Consider the following 16,102-nt stretch of genomic DNA (forward strand, 5'->3'; position numbering starts at 1 on the left):
TTCATGCCCGGACGGATTGGTCCGGCTCGCGTCGCTAGGCGAACAGGAAGTCGGACTCCTGCAGGGTCGTGATGCCCAGCAACGTGACGCTGTCGCCGTTGCTGCCGACGATCACGGTGTTGCCGCCGACCACGCTGCTGTGCGCCTGGACGTATGCCCAGTTCGCGAACTCCGCGGTCGGCAGCGTGACCGTGTCGCCCTGGGCCGAACTGAAGTCGGTGATGACCGAGGTGCCGAACAGCGGCGCGTAGTCGAAATTGTCGGCGCCGCTGCCGCCGGTCATCGTGTCGTTGAAGATGCTGTTGAGCGTCTGCGCCGTCGGCAGCAGGCCTTTGATCGTGTGGCTGCCGTCGTTCATGTTGTAGATCACCTGCGACTCGGTGGAGGTCGCGCCGCTCACGACATAATCGAGCTGGTAGCTCGAAAACTCGGTGTTCTGCACGTTGGTAAAGTAGCGCGAGATGCCGGTGACCACGCCGTCGCCATTGGCGTACTCGTATTCGTAGGCGGAGTAGGCCTGGCCGGTGACGCCGGTCCAGGTCTCGCCGATCTTCTGGCCCGTGGCGTTCAGGGCGACCACGTAGCCGGTATAGTCCTGGCCCGTGATATCGGTCTGGTAGTACTTCTGGCCCGTCAGTACTCCGCTGGCATACTCGTTCTCCCACGACGAGTAGACCTGCGTGGCCGAGGTCTGGCCGCCGGTGAAGATCTCCTTGATCACGTTGCCGCTGGTGTCGAGGTCCTTCTCCAGCCCGGTGTAGTTCCGGCCGACGATGTCGGTGAAGTAATACTTCTGGCCGGCGAAGTGGCTGCCGGTGCCGTTGACGATGTAGTCGTCCTCGTAGGCCGAATAGAGCTGGGTCTTGACGCCGCTGTAGTAGATGCGCGTCGTCAGCCCGTTCTCGTCGAGATCGTGCTGGTAGTTCGTGTAGGCCTGGCCCTGCACGTTGGCGAAGAAGTACTTCTGTCCGATCAGCCCGCTGTTCGGCAGCACGCCCGCATAGCCGGGCGCATAGTCGTACTCGTAGGCGTGGTAGGCCTGTCCGCTGACGCCGGTGAAGGTGTAGTTGAGCAGCCGGTTCGAGCCGTCATAGGCCACTTCGTAGCCGGTATAGGCCTGGCCGGTGATGCCGGTATAGAAATACGCCGCACCGGTGAGCTCGTTGTCGTCGTTGTAGTCGTAGAGCATCGACGAATAGGCCTGGCCCGTGACGCTCATCAGCAGGCTGCGCGCGCCCGTCATCTTGTCGATCGCCGCGCCGCTCGCCTGGTAGTCGGTGTAGGCAATCTCCAGCACCGACGGGCCCACGTCCGTGAACTCGATCTGCTGCAGATGGGTGTTGCTGCTGAGGGCGCTGAGCGCCGCCGCGATGTTCCCCGCCTTGTCCTGCACGATCAGCGCGTAAGGCGAGGTGTCGGCATTCAGCGCCACGGCCAGCGCGCCGGCGTCGCCCGTGATCTGCCCGACCGTGACGGTGAGCGCCTCGTTGTCGGAAATGGTGATCGAGGTCGGCAGGTTGGCGCCGTAGGCGTCGAGGTCGTCCGAGATGTTGGCCGCCGTGTCGGTGATGGCGCCGTTCGCGGCAACGCCGCTGACGGTGAGCGTGAGCGCCACGCTGGGCGGCCCGTAGGGCGTGACGCCGTCGGCCAGCAGTTCCTGCATCACCACCGAATAGGTGCCGTTGCCCAGCGTCGCCGTCGACTCCGTCAGCCAGCGTCCGTCGAGATCCGGGATCGCCTGCAGCACGCCCTGGAAGCTGCCGCCGCTGGTCTGGGTGATCTGGACCTGGGCGATGTGCCCGGGGACGATCTGGTTGGTGTACTGCGAGGTCAGACCGTACACGGTAATGCCGCCGGTGGCCGTCGCGGTGGAGTTCGTCGGCGTGCCCGTATGCGTGCCGTTGTTGGTGCCGGTCCAGCCGAAAGCCAGCGCCTGCTCGCCGGTGATCGAAACCGAGGGCGGCAGTGACGACGGAATGTTGCCCTGGGCGGGCATGCCTGTGCCGTTCTGCTGATCGACGGCCGTGAAGGCCCCACCGCTCAGGGTGCCGACGATGGGCGCCGCGGCGGGCTGATTCAGCGACGCGCCGCCGGCATAGGCGAAGGTCAGCATCTCGACCGGCGCCGACCGGTATTCGTTGAGATCGATCTCGAGAAAATTCGAAGCGAGATTGTTCGGATTGATGTTGGCGCCGCCCGCAACCGCCACGTCGAAGATCGTGTCCTCGATGTCGCCGGGAGTCGTCGAGGCCGCGGTCGTGTAGAATTCGTAGACCTTCTGGCGGCCCTCGAGATCGGAGAGGACGAGCTGGTACCAGCCGATGTCGCCCTTGGCGACGGTGCTGGCGACCGGCAGGCCCGCAATGCCGAAGGTCCCCAGCGAGTTGGTGCCGCCGGTCACGGTCCAGGCACCCGGCGAGCCGCTGAAGGTGTAGGTCTGCCAGAGGTTGCCGCCGGTCGGCAGGGTCACGTACTCGAACTGGCCGTGGCCGTTGGCATCCTTGCCGATATAGATGCCGAGCTGGGCCGTGAGATCGGACCGGAGCAGCGCCGACCCGTCCCTGCCGACGACGTTGAGATAGAGCGCGCTTGTCGTGTCCGGAATCAGATAGTCGGTCTGGCTGGAGGCCGGTGACAGGAACGGCCCGCCGGTGGGCGCCGTGTAGTTCGGCGCCGTTTCCTGCGATCCATAGACGTAGAGGTTGATGTTGCCGACGTTGTTGGCCGGCGAGGTGCCGGATACGCCGGGCTGGCCGAGCGGGATCAGCGGACCGGGCGTGATGTCGACCGACAGGTTGTCCGAGAAGGCCGATCCGTAGACGTTGGAATGGTAGAAGAAGTATTCGCTGTAGGCGTCGTAGTGGATGTAGGTCGGCTTGGGCGAGACTGCCGTGTCGCGGTAGTTGTCGAACGCGTAGGCCGCGTCCCAGTTGGCATTGTTGTTGAGGTTGATGTTCTGGGCGGCCCAGTTGCTCGGCCCGTAGGTCCCGCCGTTGTAGGGGTTGGACTGCGTTGCGACGGTCGCCCAGTAGCCCGCGGTGAAGCCGGTGAAGGCCTGCGTGAGCACGTTGCCGAACTCATCGTTGGTGCCGCCCGGCGTGACGTAGATCTGGTCCGGCGAGCCCGGCGGGCTGCCGCTGCCGGGAACCGTGAACGGCTTCGTCAGGTAGGGATCTTCATAGATGTAGAGATTGCCCTGGCCCGCGGAATAGAGGTTGGACTGCAGGTCGGACTCGCTGATCACCATCCAGGCCCTGGTCTGGCTGCCCTCCTTCGGGCTGAACACGAAGTACTGGCCCGCGGCCCCCCAGGTGCCGGCGCCCAGCTCCACCGACTGGATCTTGTAGGAATAATACTGGCCGTTGTGCCAGACGCCGTTGGCATCCGGCTCGCCGTTGGTCGCGCCGGACAGAAGCAGGTCGTGCTGCGCGGCGAATCCCTCGGTGACGTAGTCGAACCAATCGGAATCCGGATAGAGACTGCCGCCGCCCATCTGGATGTTCGATGGCGAGATCACCATCATGTTCTTGCCGGACAGTTCGCCGCCATTGTAGGTCAGCGTGTTCGAGGGCGTGGCGCCGTTGTCGAGGGCCGTGAATATCGACTGCTGCGTCTGTCCATAGCCGCGATACTGCGTCGTGCCGTCGTCGTAGGTCACCGCCACCTGGGTATTGAGCGCGAAACCCGGGATCGCCGTCAGGTCGCCCGCGTCGCCTCCCTTGCCGAGCAGCGAGTATTCGAACTGCGCGTAGCCGTACTGGTACGCGGACACGTTGATCGCGATATCGGCTTCGGCGGAGATCAGCGTTGTGAGATCGTTGGCATGATCGCTGGTGCCGGGCGTCGTCAGCGGCTCGCTCTGGAGGATCAGGTAGAGGGCCGCGCCGTTCGCCGTCGTCGTAGTGGCGTTGGTGAGGTCGATCGTGACGGTATAGGTGTTCGTGGTCGGGTCCAGGGTGCCGTTCTGGAGTTGGCCGCCATCGATCAGGGTGGTGAAGTTCGTTTCGCCCGAGGGCGGCGCGCTGTTCCACAGATAGGCCCAGACGCCGGTATAGTTCGAACCGGTCTGGCCGCCCGATTGTCCCGTGACCTCCGTGATGAAGGCATCGGACATCTGAAACGTGAGAGTCACCGGCGGCGGAGTTGTCATTTCGCTCTCCTGTGTTCACCGTCGCAGAGCGCGGCCGCGGCGAACTCTGGTTCATCAGACCCCACACGTCGCGAGGGTCTTCCCAATCCGCGCAAAATCTGCCGGTGCTCGTGCGGTATGGCAATGCGTCAGACGGCGAACACGGATTAAATTTTTGATAACTTCCTGACGCCGGCCGATTGGCGCGGTGATTGCACCGACAATTTCACTACAACCAAAATGAATGCTGGCGTTCATGCGGCCCGCAACGGCAAACTGCGGAGAAGTTGGCCCGGGGGCGGGCATCCAGTTGCAGGACGACAGATGAAGAACGGCGCGGATGCCGCCATACCGACTGAATCCGGCGCCGCGGACCGCGCAGCCTCCTTTCGGCAGTATCTCACCCGCCGCTGGGCGCCCACTGCGGAACCGGTCCTCATCGTCGGCGATTCGATGCTCGACCTCTATGTCTTCGGGACGGTCGAGCGAATCTCGCCCGAAGCGCCGGTCCCCGTCATGCGCCAGCAGGAAACGCGCGAGGCGGCCGGCGGGGCGGCGAACGCGGCGGTCAACATCGCGAGCCTGGGCGGCAGCGCCCATCTCGTCTCCTGCGTCGGCGCGGATGCCGACGGCGAGCGGCTCGCCACGGTTCTGACGGCGGCCGGCATCACCTTCGATCTCGTCCGCTCGCCGGGAAAGCCGACCACGGTCAAGACACGCTTCGCCGTGGGACAGCATCAGATCCTGCGGCTCGACCGCGAGGATGCGTCCATGGCGACGCCCGACTGCGAGCGGCAGGTTCTTGCAGCGATAGAGCAGCGAATCGGGAACTGCCGCCTCGTCGTCCTGTCGGACTACGACAAGGGCGTGCTCACCGACCGGGTCCTGCAGCAGACGATCGCCTGGGCGCGCGAACGCGGCGTGCCCGTCGTCGTCGATCCCAAGCGACGCGACTTCTCGGCCTATCGCGGCGCCACCTACATCAAGCCCAACCTCGCCGAACTCGAGCGGGCGACCGGTCTGTCCGTCCCCTCCCGCGACGATCGCGCGGTCGAGCGCGCCGCCGGCATCGTAGCGGCGGCCACCACGGCCAACGTGCTGGTCACGCGGTCCGAGGCCGGCATGTCGCTCGTCCCGCCCGAGGGCCCCGTCCTGCACATGTCGACGCACGCTCAGCAGGTGTTCGACGTGACCGGCGCCGGCGATACCGTGATCGCAGCCTTCGCGCTCGGCATCGCGTCCGACCATTCGACGGCCGAGGCGATGGCCTTCGCCAATCTCGCGGCCGGCATCGCCGTCTCCAAGCCCGGCACCGCCATGGTGCTGGCCGACGAGGTCGAGGCCGAACGCTCGCTGCTTGCCGACGGAGAGATGGTGTCGAGGGGTGCCCTCGTCTCGGCCGAGACGGCGATGCGCCTGCGCCGCATCTGGAAGCGGCAGGGCCTCAGCGTCGGCTTCACCAACGGCTGCTTCGACCTGCTCCACCCCGGGCACGTCTCGCTGCTGCGCCAGGCGGCTTCGGGCTGCGACCGGCTGATCCTGGGGCTGAACAGCGACGCCTCCGTGCGCCGTCTCAAGGGCGACGGCCGCCCCGTCCAGACCGAGGCCAACCGCGCCGCCGTGCTGGGCGCGCTCGAACCGGTCAACCTCGTGGTGATCTTCGACGAGGACACGCCGGCGGCGCTGATCGAGCAACTGGTGCCCGACCTGCTGGTCAAGGGCGCCGACTACCGGATCGAGGACATCGTCGGCGCCGATACCGTGCTGAAGGCCGGTGGCAGGGTGGTCACCGCCGAACTCGTGCCCGGCCAGTCGACCACGAAGCTGGTCGCCGCCTCCCGGCCCGTGAAGACTGACGCGCCCGGAAAGGCCGACGTTAAGGTGAACGCGTGATCCTCGTCACCGGCGCCGCCGGCTTCATCGGCTCTAACGTCGCCGCCGCCCTGAACGAGAAGGGTCGCGACGATCTCGTGGTCTGCGACTGGCTGGGGCAGGACGCGCGCTGGATGAACCTGCGCAAGCGCATGTTCCGCGACTTCGTGTTCCCCGAAGATCTCGAGGGCTACCTGCGGAGGGCCGACGGGATCGAGGCCGTCATCCACATGGGCGCCAACTCCTCGACGACGGCAACCGACGGCGACTCGATCCTGCGGACGAATTTCAAGTTCTCGCTCATGCTGCTGGACTGGTGCGCCGCGCGCGGCGTGCCGCTGGTCTATGCCTCCTCGGCCGCGACCTACGGCGACGGTGACAGCGGGTTTGCCGACGGCCTCTCCTTCGAGGCGCTGCGCGCGCTGCGACCGCTCAACCTCTACGGCTGGAGCAAGCACCAGTTCGACCTGGTCGTGGCCGAGCGCGTCGCCCGCGGCCTGCCGCTGCCGCCGAAATGCATCGGGCTGAAGTTCTTCAACGTGTTCGGGCAGAACGAGTATCACAAGGGCGACATGATGAGCGTGGTCGCCAAGAACCACGCGACCGCCGCCGAGGGCGGCGAGGTGAAACTCTTCAAGAGCCACCGCCCCGACTTCGTCGATGGCGGCCAGAGGCGCGACTTCATCTATGTCGACGACGTGGTGGACGTGGTGCTGTGGTGCCTCGAGGCCGGTCCGCGGCAGGGCCTGTTCAACGTCGGCACCGGCACCGCCGTCTCCTTCCGCGAACTGATCGAGGCGCTGTTCGCCGCCGTCGGCCGCGCGCCCAACATCTCCTACGTGCCGATGCCGGAGAGCCTGCGCGCGAAGTACCAGTATTTCACGCTGGCCCCGCTCGATTCGCTGCGGGCCGCCGGCTACGCCGCGCCCTTCACGAATGTCGGCCCGGCCGTGGCCCGCTACGTGAAGTACCTCTCGGGCAACGACCGGTATCGGTAGAGCCTTTCCGCTTCAAGTCGACCCGCACACCTCATCCCTAGAGTCTTTCCGGCTCAGATTGACCCACGGAACCTCATCCAGAGAGGCTGGCTCGAAATGAATTGAATCGCTTCAAGCACTTACCTCATCCTGAGGAGCGCGCCACCGGCGCGCGTCTCGAAGGATGGGCAACAGGCAAGGTGCGCGTTCCCACCCTTCGAGACGCATCGCTGCGCGATGCTCCTCAGGGTGAGGGCGTTGTTGAAGCGCGCGGTGATTCTATTTCATCCCGACAGGCCCTAGGAGCGGCCTCACGCTGGCGGCAGCTCGCCCTTCTTCTTCACGAAGCGGATGAAGGTGTTGGGCGCGATTCGGTCGCTGTCGAACACCAGTTCCACCGCGCCGCAGGCCAGCAGGGCGTCGAGCCAGGGCGCGACGGTCGGCGTTTCGGGGCGGCCGACATCGTCGATGCCGATGACCGTATCGGGACCGCACTTCGACCAGATCGTGCGCAGCACCGGGTCCATCAGCACGCCCATGTCGAGGTCGAGCCAGACGAAGCTGAGCGGCGCCTTCAACTGGGCGCAGGTCTTGGTCGCATCGCCCTTGACCGGCGTCAGCGGCAGGATGCGCGACCACTTGGTGAGGAAGCCGAACGCGTCGAACTCGTCGTCGCGGAACGAGCCGACACCCAGCGCACCGCCCGCCGGGTCGTCGATCTCGAAGCCGTGGAACGTATCGAACGCGTAGTAATGCTTGCTCGCGCCCAGCGCCCTGATCAGCCAGGCGAGCTTCACCGACAGGATGCCGCGGAAGCAGCCGAACTCCGCCACGTCGCCCTCGACCGCTAGCGCCTTCTCGAGGAACGGGAAGATCAGCGAGATGTTGGCTTCCTGCCGCATCCCGGCGATCTCGGGCGGCATCAGCGCCTTGATCCGGGCCTGCGTGTAGTCGACCAGGCTCTGATAGGCCTGGGCCGGCTCGGAAAAGGAGCGCAGGTGGCCGGCGATCTCGTCGACCACCTGGGCGATTACGGTGTTGTTGTCGCTCTTCACCGCATTCGACGGCCAGTCGCCGCGCGGGTTGGCGCGGAACTCGACGACCTTCTCGTCGAGATAGCGATCGTACTCGGCGCACTTGGCGACGAAGGTGAAGGTCTCGGCCGTCGTGCCCTGCTGGGAGGCCCGCTTCAGGCAGTCGAGGAAGGCGCAGACCGCCTCATGCTGGCCGCGCGCATCGCCCAAGGCACGCCCCTCGGCGGCCCCCTTCAGAACGTCCAGGGCCGGCCCGCCGCCAAGCCCGGGCTGCATCCGGCCGGCGTGGTCCACGAAAACCCTTGCCGTCGACCGGAAGGCCTCCGCGTCAGCCAGCCCGAAGCCCCTTCCCGATACCACTACGCTCGATCTCGAATTCACCAGCGGTCCTTTCCGGGACTGAACAGGCGCGGATGCTCGCACACTCCTCCCTCCGGTTGAAGCGCGATACGGCCGCAAACGTCAGGCGAAGAGAATGTCGCTGAGCGCGATGGCGTTGGCCCCGAGGAAGGAGATGGCGAGGTCGGTCGGCGCGTTGAAGACGTCGACGGTGGCGTGGAGATAAAGGCTCGTCGAGCTTCCGTCCGACTGGATCTGGACGTGCGAGGCGTTGGTGTTGAACGCCGTCAGGTCGAGCTTGCTGGTGCCCGACATGAAATCGAAGATCGTGTCGTAGCCGGTGAGCAGATTGCTGTCGAGGAACTGCAGGTAGACGAAGATGTCGGCGCCGCCCATGCCGTGCAACGCGTCGCCGCCGCCGGCGCCAGTCAGGACATTGGCGCCGGCATTGCCGATCAGCGTGTCCGACGTCGAGCCGCCGATCAGGTTCTCGACCGAGTTCATCGTGTCGAACAGCACGCCGTCGACATAGCCCGCCTGGGCGCGCAGGTCGGCATAGACGTGGCCGGTCGTGCCCTCGTAGGAGGCCGTGTCGATGCCGCCCTGGCCCCAGAGCTGGTTGGGCGTGCCGGCGTTGATGCCGCCGCCGATCAGCATGTCGTTACCCTCGCCGCCGTAGAGCAGGTCGCTCGACGCGCCGCCGGTCAGTCGGTTGGCGCCGGCATCGCCGACCAGCGTGCTGCGGCCGAGGCCCGCGGTGAGGTTCTCGATGCTGTCGTAGGTGTCGGCCAGCATGTAGTTCACCATGCCGTAGCCGGCCGACAGGTCGGCGTGGACGATTCCGCTGCGGCCGGCATAGGAGGCCGTGTCGATGCCCTCGCCGCCCCACAGCTCGTTGGTGCCGAAGCTGCCCATCAGCGTGTCGTCGCCTGCCCCACCGTACAGCACGTCCTTGCCGATGCCGCCGTCGATGAAGTCGTTGCCGCCGTTGCCGTGCAGCACGTTGGCGAGTTCGTTGCCGATGATGGTGTCGTTGCCGCCGCCGGCCACCAGCGTGCCGATCAGGGACTTCGTTTCACCCTCGAAGAGCAGCGTGTTGTAGACGTTGCCGTGCGCCTGGTACTCCGGCGTGCCCGCGGGCGCGTCGGAATTGAGGTCTGCAAGCTGGTCGACCGAGAAGCGCAGCCACTGGCCCGCCCGCAGATCGTCGTACTGGTCGCCGTTGAAGTTGCTGAGGTCGTAGGTCGTGTCGGCGCCCTGGGTCCACACCGTCTGGAAGATCTTGTGCGTCTCCGTCGTGCCGGTGTCCGGCGCCTCTTCACCGTTGATGTACTGCTGCCCGGTGCTGTTGCTCCAGGTGTAGACCGACTTCTCGGCCGGCGTCGTGTCGGTCTTTCCCTTGGCGAAGTTCGCGCCGTACATCGCCTGGAGGGCTGCGATGTCGTACATCATGTAGCCCGACACCGAGGAGCCGTTCGGCGCAATGGTGTTGGCATTGACGCTCACCTCGCCCGACAGGAACGAGGAGTAGCTCATCACCGTGAATTCGATGTTGCTGCGGTCGGCCGAGATGGCGCCGTTCGGAAAGGGCTCGAACGGGTGCTTGAGGCCCATCGCGTGGCCGATCTCGTGGATGATCGTGGCGAAGGAATCGTTGCCGTAGAGCTGGTCGGAGTCGGGGTCACCGTTGTCGCCGAGGAAGACGTCGCCCGAACTGTTCGAGATCGCGCCCTCGTGATTGTACGGGTAGCTCGCATGCGAGCCGCCTTCGTTGCCGGGTAGGCTGGTCGCGCCCGCGACGCGGATGGCGGCGTCCGAGTCCTCCGCCAGATCGAAGGAAACGCCAGTGAACTGCGTGATCAGCCTGAAGCCGATTTCGGAGGCGTCCTGCTGCTCCTGGGTCGTCGGCTTGAAGGCGGCCAGGCCGCTCGGGTCCTGGTAATCGTCCGGATACTCGTCCGCGGAGGTCGGGAAGAAGTAGGTAAAGGCCGTCGCCGCTTCCAGGCCGTCGGCATCCGATGTCCAGTAATTATTGGACAGCAGGGCCCGCACGTTCGCGTCGACGAGGGTGTAGGAAGCGAAGGTGCCGGCATAAAGGCCGCCCTTGGTGATCGCCGGATCGGCCATGTTCAGCATCCTCACAGAAAGCCACTCACGGATATCGGCTCTAGCCCTGCGCCTCATTCCTGACAAGTTCGAGTACACCGTTTGCGTGCAGAATCACGGTGGGTGCGACGCGAAGTGGCACGCTTCGCGCGCAAAATCACCCCGTTGCGTTCGCGCGCGTACCCCCGATGGTGCCCCTGACACGGGCGGGCGGGCTCCCTATATTCACGCACGAGGCGGATGCGACAGGAGCGGACATGCCGACATACACGAAGACCCCCGAAGCCCTTGCGAAACTTTCCCCCGAACAGTTCTACGTGACGCAGGAGAGCGGCACCGAACGTCCCGGGACGGGCGCGCTGCTGCACAACAAGCAGCCCGGCATCTACGTCGACATCGTGTCGGGCGAACCGCTCTTCGCCTCGTCCGACAAATATGAATCGGGATGCGGCTGGCCGAGCTTCACCAAGCCGATCGAGCCGGCAAACGTTTCCGAGTTCAAGGACATGTCGCACGGCATGGTGCGCATCGAGGTGCGCTCGAAGCATGGCGACAGCCATCTCGGCCACGTCTTCCCGGACGGCCCGCGCGACCGCGGCGGCCTGCGCTATTGCATCAATTCAGCCTCGCTGCGCTTCGTCCATCGCGACGACATGGCGGCGCAGGGCTATGGCGACTATCTCGACCAGGTGGAGGACGTGAAATGAGCACGGAACGCGCGGTTCTCGCCGGCGGCTGCTTCTGGGGCATGCAGGATCTGATCCGCCGCATGCCCGGCGTCGTGTCGACGCGGGTCGGCTACACCGGCGGCCATGTCGCCAACGCGACCTACCGCAACCATGACGGCCATGCCGAGGCGATCGAGATCGTCTTCGATCCGGCAAAAACCAGCTTCCGCAAGATCCTGGAGTTCTTCTTCCAGATCCACGATCCCTCGACGCTGAATCGCCAGGGCAACGACCGCGGGACTTCCTACCGCTCGGCCATTTTCTACACGAGCGACGAGCAGCGCCGGGTCGCGGAAGACACGATCGCCGACGTCGATGCCTCGGGCCTGTGGCCCGGTAAGGTGGTGACTGAAGTGACCGCGGCCGCCGAATTCTGGGAGGCCGAGCCCGAGCACCAGGATTATCTGGAGCGGATTCCCAACGGCTACACCTGCCACTTCGTCCGGCCGAACTGGAAGCTCCCGGTGCGCGCCAAGGCGGCCCAGCCCGCCTGAGGCCGGACGGCTGCGGTCTCAGCGCTCGGGCGCGGGCAGCGATCGCAGGGTCGGCGACGACAGGGGCCCTTGCACCGACATGACGTAGTCGACAGACCCCGGCGTGCCGGTGTCGAGGGCGATCAGCGTGTCGACGGTGCCCTGCCGCAGGTCGAAGCGGCTTTTGACATAGGCCGTGGCATGCGGTGCCTTCGCCGTGTGCTCGTCAAAGGCGAGGATGCCGCCCTCCAGCGCGAAGGCGCCGCGCGTCTCGATCCAGCTGCCGACGAACCCGTCGATCACCGCCGAGGTGAAACCCATCTGCGTGCTGAACAGGCTAGCGAGCCCGGTGGCGAATGAGGCGAAGGACGCCGAGCCCCGCACCACGCTCGCACGGACCTCGCCGCGCGAGCGTCCACGGCCCACGGCCGAGACGAAGAGTTCGTCGAGCGTGCCGCCCTCGCCTCTCCAGACCATCTCTTCGACGTCGAGCGTGCCATTCAGCGCCACCGCGAGCTGGTCGGTGCCGAACTCGTTGGCGGCGCCCGCCACCGCGATGGTGCGCGAGATGTCGATGTTGCGCACGCTGCCGGCCACCTCGATCGCGGGCGTGGCAGCGCGCGCATCGACCCGCGCCGTCAGGTCGAAGGCGGCACCTTCGAGCGTGCCGGACAGCCGCGTGACGTCGAGGACGCCGCGCTCCAGCCGCGCCGAGAGTTCGACCATGCCCAGCGCATAGGATCCCCAGGCGACGTTCGGCGTTGCGAGCGTCAGAGTCGCGTCGAGCGTGCTCAGCGCGTCCGTCAGCCCCGAGCTTCCCGTCGCCCTCGAGGTCCCGCCTCGTGAATAGCCCGCGCTTCCTGCGCCCGACCGCGGTGCCGCGGGCAGCCAGCGATCCAGCCGCAGCCCACCGGGCGCCCGCAACGAGGCCACGACATGCGGGCGCGCGGTCAGGGTCGAGGAGAATTCGCCCGAAAGCGCCATGCCGTCGATCGCGAGGGTGCCGCGGAACGTCGCGTGGCTCGAATCGCCGTGGAAGGCGCCGTCGGCTTCCACGTCCGCCAGCTCTTCGCGGGGGCCGCCGCCGGCCGCCGCGAGGAAGGCGCCGAGTTCGAGGCCGGCCACCGAGAAGCGCGGGAAATCGAAGCGGCGGTCGCCGTCGAAGGACATGCGCCCGGCGGCGGTGAAGGTGGCGCCGAGCATGGAGACCGACAGGTCCGACAGCGCCGCTTCCTTGAGCGTACCCACCGCGCGGCCCGCCACCTGGGCAGCCCCTATGCGCCCGTGGACGAAGCGCGGCAGCGCCGCGAAATCGAGCATGCGGTCGGCATCGCGCAGAACGCCGCGCCAGTGCAGGTCGAAGCGCGGAACGGTGCCGTAGTCGGCGATCGCGCCTGAGAGTTCGATATGCGAGCCCAGCAGCTCGCCCACGCCGACATGCTTGAGCCTGAGTTCGTTGCCGCGGATGACGACATGGGCGTCGACGTCGCGGGCGGTCTCCCCGCGATAGAGCACGTGGTCGAAGCGCGCCGCGAAGTTCAGCACCGGCGGCGGCGGTTCGTCCGCGGGCGGCGGCGAGGCCGGGGTCGCGTCGGGCGCGGGCATCAGCCCCTGCAAGGCCGCGCCGGTCAGTTGATAGGCGTCGAGGTTGAGATCCGGCAGATGGATTCGGGCGGTGATGACCGTCGGGATCGAATAGGCGATGTCGGCGGTCGCGGTCCCGCGCTGGTCGTCGAGTTCGAACGTCGCGTCGCTGACATGCACGACGCCTTTTGCAGGCCGCGTCCGGCCGGCGATCCGCAGGGTCTGCAGCCGGTCGGGCGGCAGCGACGACGTGTCGATGCCGATCCACTTCAGCGTGCGGCGCAGGTCCCGCCCCTCGACCTCGATGAGGCCGTCGTAGCCCGCCTCCCTGGCATCGCCCTCGAAGCCGGCCTTGCGGTTGACCCTGAAGTCGCCCGGCAGCACGGCCCTGAGCGCCAGCACGTGGAGCACGTCGTCGCGGTAGCGGAAGCTCGTTTCGAGATCGCGCACCGTGTCGCGGCGATAACGCAGCGCCCCGACCTCGCAGGTCAGTCGCACTTCCAGGGACGACAGCTCGTCGTCAGGCCGTCCCGTTTGCAGCGCTGCGCGGGCCGCCGCGCCGGTCGGCTCCACGAAGAGCGACCCGCCCTGCAGCCGCTCCAGCCATCGGTCGGCGTCGAGTTGCGGCGACGCGAGCCGCCCGCTCACCGTCGTCGTCCCGCCCCCGTCGATGAGCAGGCTGCCGCGGATCCGCTCGTCGCCCAGCTGGATATCGAGATCGTCGAGCGAGAGCCGGTCGCCGGCCAGCGCGAGATCGGTCGACGCTGTCAGCCTGCGCGCGATCGCCTCGTTCACCCGCATCGGCCTGCGGCCGCTCGCGCTCGTGATCGCCTCGACGAACTCCGGCAGGAACTCCGCCTCGACGGACAGGCGGCCGCGCAACGGATCGCCCGCGGTGCGCTCACCCGGCCAACCCGCAAAGACGAGGCGCCCGCCGGGCACGCCAAGCCCCAGCCTCACCGGCGCCTCGGCCGTTTCCGCGAGCCGCAGGCCGAGCGCGAAGGAAACCGGCACGCCGTTCAGGACGGCGGTGCCATCCAGCGCGAGCCGGCCCGCGGTACCGTCGAACGATCCGGAGAGATCGATCGCGCGGGCGTCGAGCGGCTGGCCCGACAGTCCGATGGCGTCGACGATCCGGCCGCCGCGAATTTCGAGCCGGGCGATCGAGATCGCCGGCACGCTGGGCGCAGAACCGTCGGCCACCGGCAGGCGCCAGTTGGGGCCTTGTCCGGGTTCGCGCGGCAGCACCAGCCGCGGTTCAAGGACCACCACGCGCTGCAGGCCGATGCGCCCCTGCAGGATGGCCCGCCAGGACAATGTCACCGTGAGTTGCCGTGCTTCGAGCATATCCGGGGCCAGGGCGCCCGGCGCGTTGCCGACGCGAAGCCGCTGCGCGACCAGGACGGGCTGCGGCAGCAGCGTGATGTCGAGCGGACCGTCGAGGCCGACGTCGCGCCCGATCGCCTCGGTCAGGAATGCGGCCAGACGTGCCTTGTACGGCCCCCAGTCGACGACCTTGGGAAGGATGAACAGACCGGCCACGACGACGACCACGCAGACGGCGATCCACGCCGACATCCGCACGAGAAAACCAGCCGTTCTCAACGACCATGCGAACATCGAGGATACCGTGACGACAGCGACTTGCCGGAGTTTGATTTCGAACGGAGCCTAGGCGGCCCTGGCAGGAGCTTCAAGGTTGGCGGCATCCGAGCGGCTGCGGGCCCGGTACCGCAGCGCCCTCATTGGGCCGGCACCGTCACCACGGGAGCGGCCGTACGCACGCCGACATCGGAGATCGAAAAGAGCAGCATGACGCCCGAGAACATGGACTTCGAGCGGATATCCGCATCGGAAATCCAGAACCAGCGGCCGTTGTACTGAACGGCGGCATAGGAATCCGAAGGCGGCGCCGGCCCGCTCAGGATGTTCAACAGGGGCGGACGTTCGCCGGCGGGAAACAGGATGTCACCCGGGCCCGGTGTCGCCCTTCCGCCCGTCACGTCGGTCTCGGGCACCTGCGCCAGGACACCCAGCTCGACCATGACCTGCAGCATGGAGCGGGTCGTCATGGCGATTTCATCGCCCCTGCCCGACCAGCCGCCATAGCGGACCTGATGGCTCAGGCCGGCCCCCGTCAGGTGCAGGATGCGCCTCACTTCCGCGATCTTCGCGGCGATGTCGGGTGAGGTCCTGATCGGCGGAAAGCCGATGATGGAGACTTCGGCGTTGTCCTTGGAGCGTTCGATCCGGATCTGCAAGGCATTGGCGCGCTGCAGGTCCGTCAGGAGCTCGGCTAGGCGGAAGAACTCCGGGTCGCCGGCACGGCTCATGGCCGCCCGCCTGGACTCGTTGGCGACGCCGTTGATCGAGTCGACGGCCAGCGGCACGACGACGGTGGCGGGATAGCCCGACTGCAGAAGGAAGAGGATCGCGCTGGGCGGGATCGGCCGCAGCAGCGTCTTGATGAAGTCGTTTCCCGTGAGCGGCGCGTAGATCACGGTCGGGCGATCGATATAGGTGGCGCCCACGCCGGCCGTGCCGCCGATGGCCGCCGGCCCACCGACCGATGTCGACAGATAGTTCTGGGCGGAGAACCCCGCCGCGGCGGTCGTCTGCACCTGATAGCCCGCGATCACCTGGGCGATCTCCAGGAACACCGGAAAGTCGCCGTAGCGCAACTTGACGATGTTGAGCAGCGTCTGCTGCTTCCAGGAGGCCCCGATCGCGCCGGCATAGTCGGACCGGTCGCGCGCGACGGTCGTGGGACCGACGCTGCTGCAGCCCGCCGCTGCGACGGCGACCGCTGCCGCGAGAATCAGCGGCGAAATCCGGCGGGCGACCATGAGAGGCATCTCCC

Annotated in this window: 9 protein-coding genes; 4 read left to right on the forward strand and 5 right to left on the reverse strand. The window is 66.9% G+C overall.

Translation table 11 applies throughout. From position 1 onward, the window contains the following. Positions 1-34: 34 nt before the first annotated feature. A complete protein-coding gene (locus LJ725_RS12800; protein ID WP_230551054.1) occupies positions 35-4,150 on the reverse strand; it encodes a hypothetical protein in 4,116 nt (1,371 codons plus the stop codon). Between the two features lie 303 nt (positions 4,151-4,453). On the opposite strand from LJ725_RS12800, the gene rfaE1 reads away from it, so the two are divergent. Next, complete coding sequence (rfaE1, locus tag LJ725_RS12805; RefSeq protein WP_230551055.1) at positions 4,454-6,022, forward strand: D-glycero-beta-D-manno-heptose-7-phosphate kinase; 1,569 nt, start codon at positions 4,454-4,456, stop codon at positions 6,020-6,022. Then, a complete protein-coding gene (gene rfaD / locus LJ725_RS12810; RefSeq protein WP_230551056.1) occupies positions 6,019-6,999 on the forward strand; it encodes an ADP-glyceromanno-heptose 6-epimerase in 981 nt (326 codons plus the stop codon). Before rfaE1 ends, rfaD begins: the two co-directional genes overlap by 4 nt. Positions 7,000-7,289: 290 nt before the next feature. Here the strand turns inward: rfaD and LJ725_RS12815 are convergent, their stop codons facing one another. After that, positions 7,290-8,306, reverse strand: coding sequence for a hypothetical protein (locus tag LJ725_RS12815; protein ID WP_230551057.1), 1,017 nt, complete (start codon positions 8,304-8,306; stop codon positions 7,290-7,292). A gap of 168 nt (positions 8,307-8,474) precedes the next feature. Further along, a complete protein-coding gene (locus LJ725_RS12820) occupies positions 8,475-10,478 on the reverse strand; it encodes a M10 family metallopeptidase C-terminal domain-containing protein (protein WP_230551058.1) in 2,004 nt (667 codons plus the stop codon). Between the two features lie 236 nt (positions 10,479-10,714). On the opposite strand from LJ725_RS12820, the gene msrB reads away from it, so the two are divergent. Continuing rightward, the gene (gene msrB / locus LJ725_RS12825; protein WP_230551059.1) at positions 10,715-11,164 is read left to right on the forward strand and encodes a peptide-methionine (R)-S-oxide reductase MsrB; all 450 of its coding nucleotides are present in this window, start codon (positions 10,715-10,717) and stop codon (positions 11,162-11,164) included. Beyond that, positions 11,161-11,679, forward strand: a complete 519-nt coding sequence (msrA, locus tag LJ725_RS12830) for a peptide-methionine (S)-S-oxide reductase MsrA (RefSeq protein WP_230551060.1) — start codon at positions 11,161-11,163, stop codon at positions 11,677-11,679. The genes msrB and msrA overlap by 4 nt, the downstream gene beginning before the upstream one ends. 18 nt (positions 11,680-11,697) lie before the next feature. On the opposite strand, the gene LJ725_RS12835 is transcribed toward msrA, so the two are convergent. Together LJ725_RS12835 and LJ725_RS12840 are read right to left on the reverse strand one after the other, a co-directional pair. Then, positions 11,698-14,820 carry an AsmA family protein gene (locus tag LJ725_RS12835; protein ID WP_230551061.1) on the reverse strand — a complete coding sequence of 1,041 codons (3,123 nt, stop codon included), beginning with the start codon at positions 14,818-14,820 and terminating at the stop codon, positions 11,698-11,700. A gap of 164 nt (positions 14,821-14,984) precedes the next feature. Further along, positions 14,985-16,088, reverse strand: a complete 1,104-nt coding sequence (locus LJ725_RS12840) for a hypothetical protein (protein WP_230551062.1) — start codon at positions 16,086-16,088, stop codon at positions 14,985-14,987. Between the last annotated feature and the right edge of the window lie 14 nt (positions 16,089-16,102).

This window comes from Reyranella aquatilis (assembly GCF_020880995.1).
In the GTDB taxonomy this organism is placed as follows: domain Bacteria; phylum Pseudomonadota; class Alphaproteobacteria; order Reyranellales; family Reyranellaceae; genus Reyranella; species Reyranella aquatilis.

Bases quoted from the DNA above. Each gene is read 5' to 3' on its own strand.
- msrA (WP_230551060.1), top strand. From the start codon at position 11,161: ATGAGCACGGAACGCGCGGTTCTCGCCGGCGGCTGCTTCTGGGGCATG.
- rfaE1 (WP_230551055.1), top strand. From the start codon at position 4,454: ATGAAGAACGGCGCGGATGCCGCCATACCGACTGAATCCGGCGCCGCG.
- LJ725_RS12820 (WP_230551058.1), bottom strand. From the start codon at position 10,478: ATGGCCGATCCGGCGATCACCAAGGGCGGCCTTTATGCCGGCACCTTC.
- LJ725_RS12800 (WP_230551054.1), bottom strand. From the start codon at position 4,150: ATGACAACTCCGCCGCCGGTGACTCTCACGTTTCAGATGTCCGATGCC.
- LJ725_RS12840 (WP_230551062.1), bottom strand. From the start codon at position 16,088: ATGGTCGCCCGCCGGATTTCGCCGCTGATTCTCGCGGCAGCGGTCGCC.
- LJ725_RS12835 (WP_230551061.1), bottom strand. From the start codon at position 14,820: ATGTCGGCGTGGATCGCCGTCTGCGTGGTCGTCGTCGTGGCCGGTCTG.
- msrB (WP_230551059.1), top strand. From the start codon at position 10,715: ATGCCGACATACACGAAGACCCCCGAAGCCCTTGCGAAACTTTCCCCC.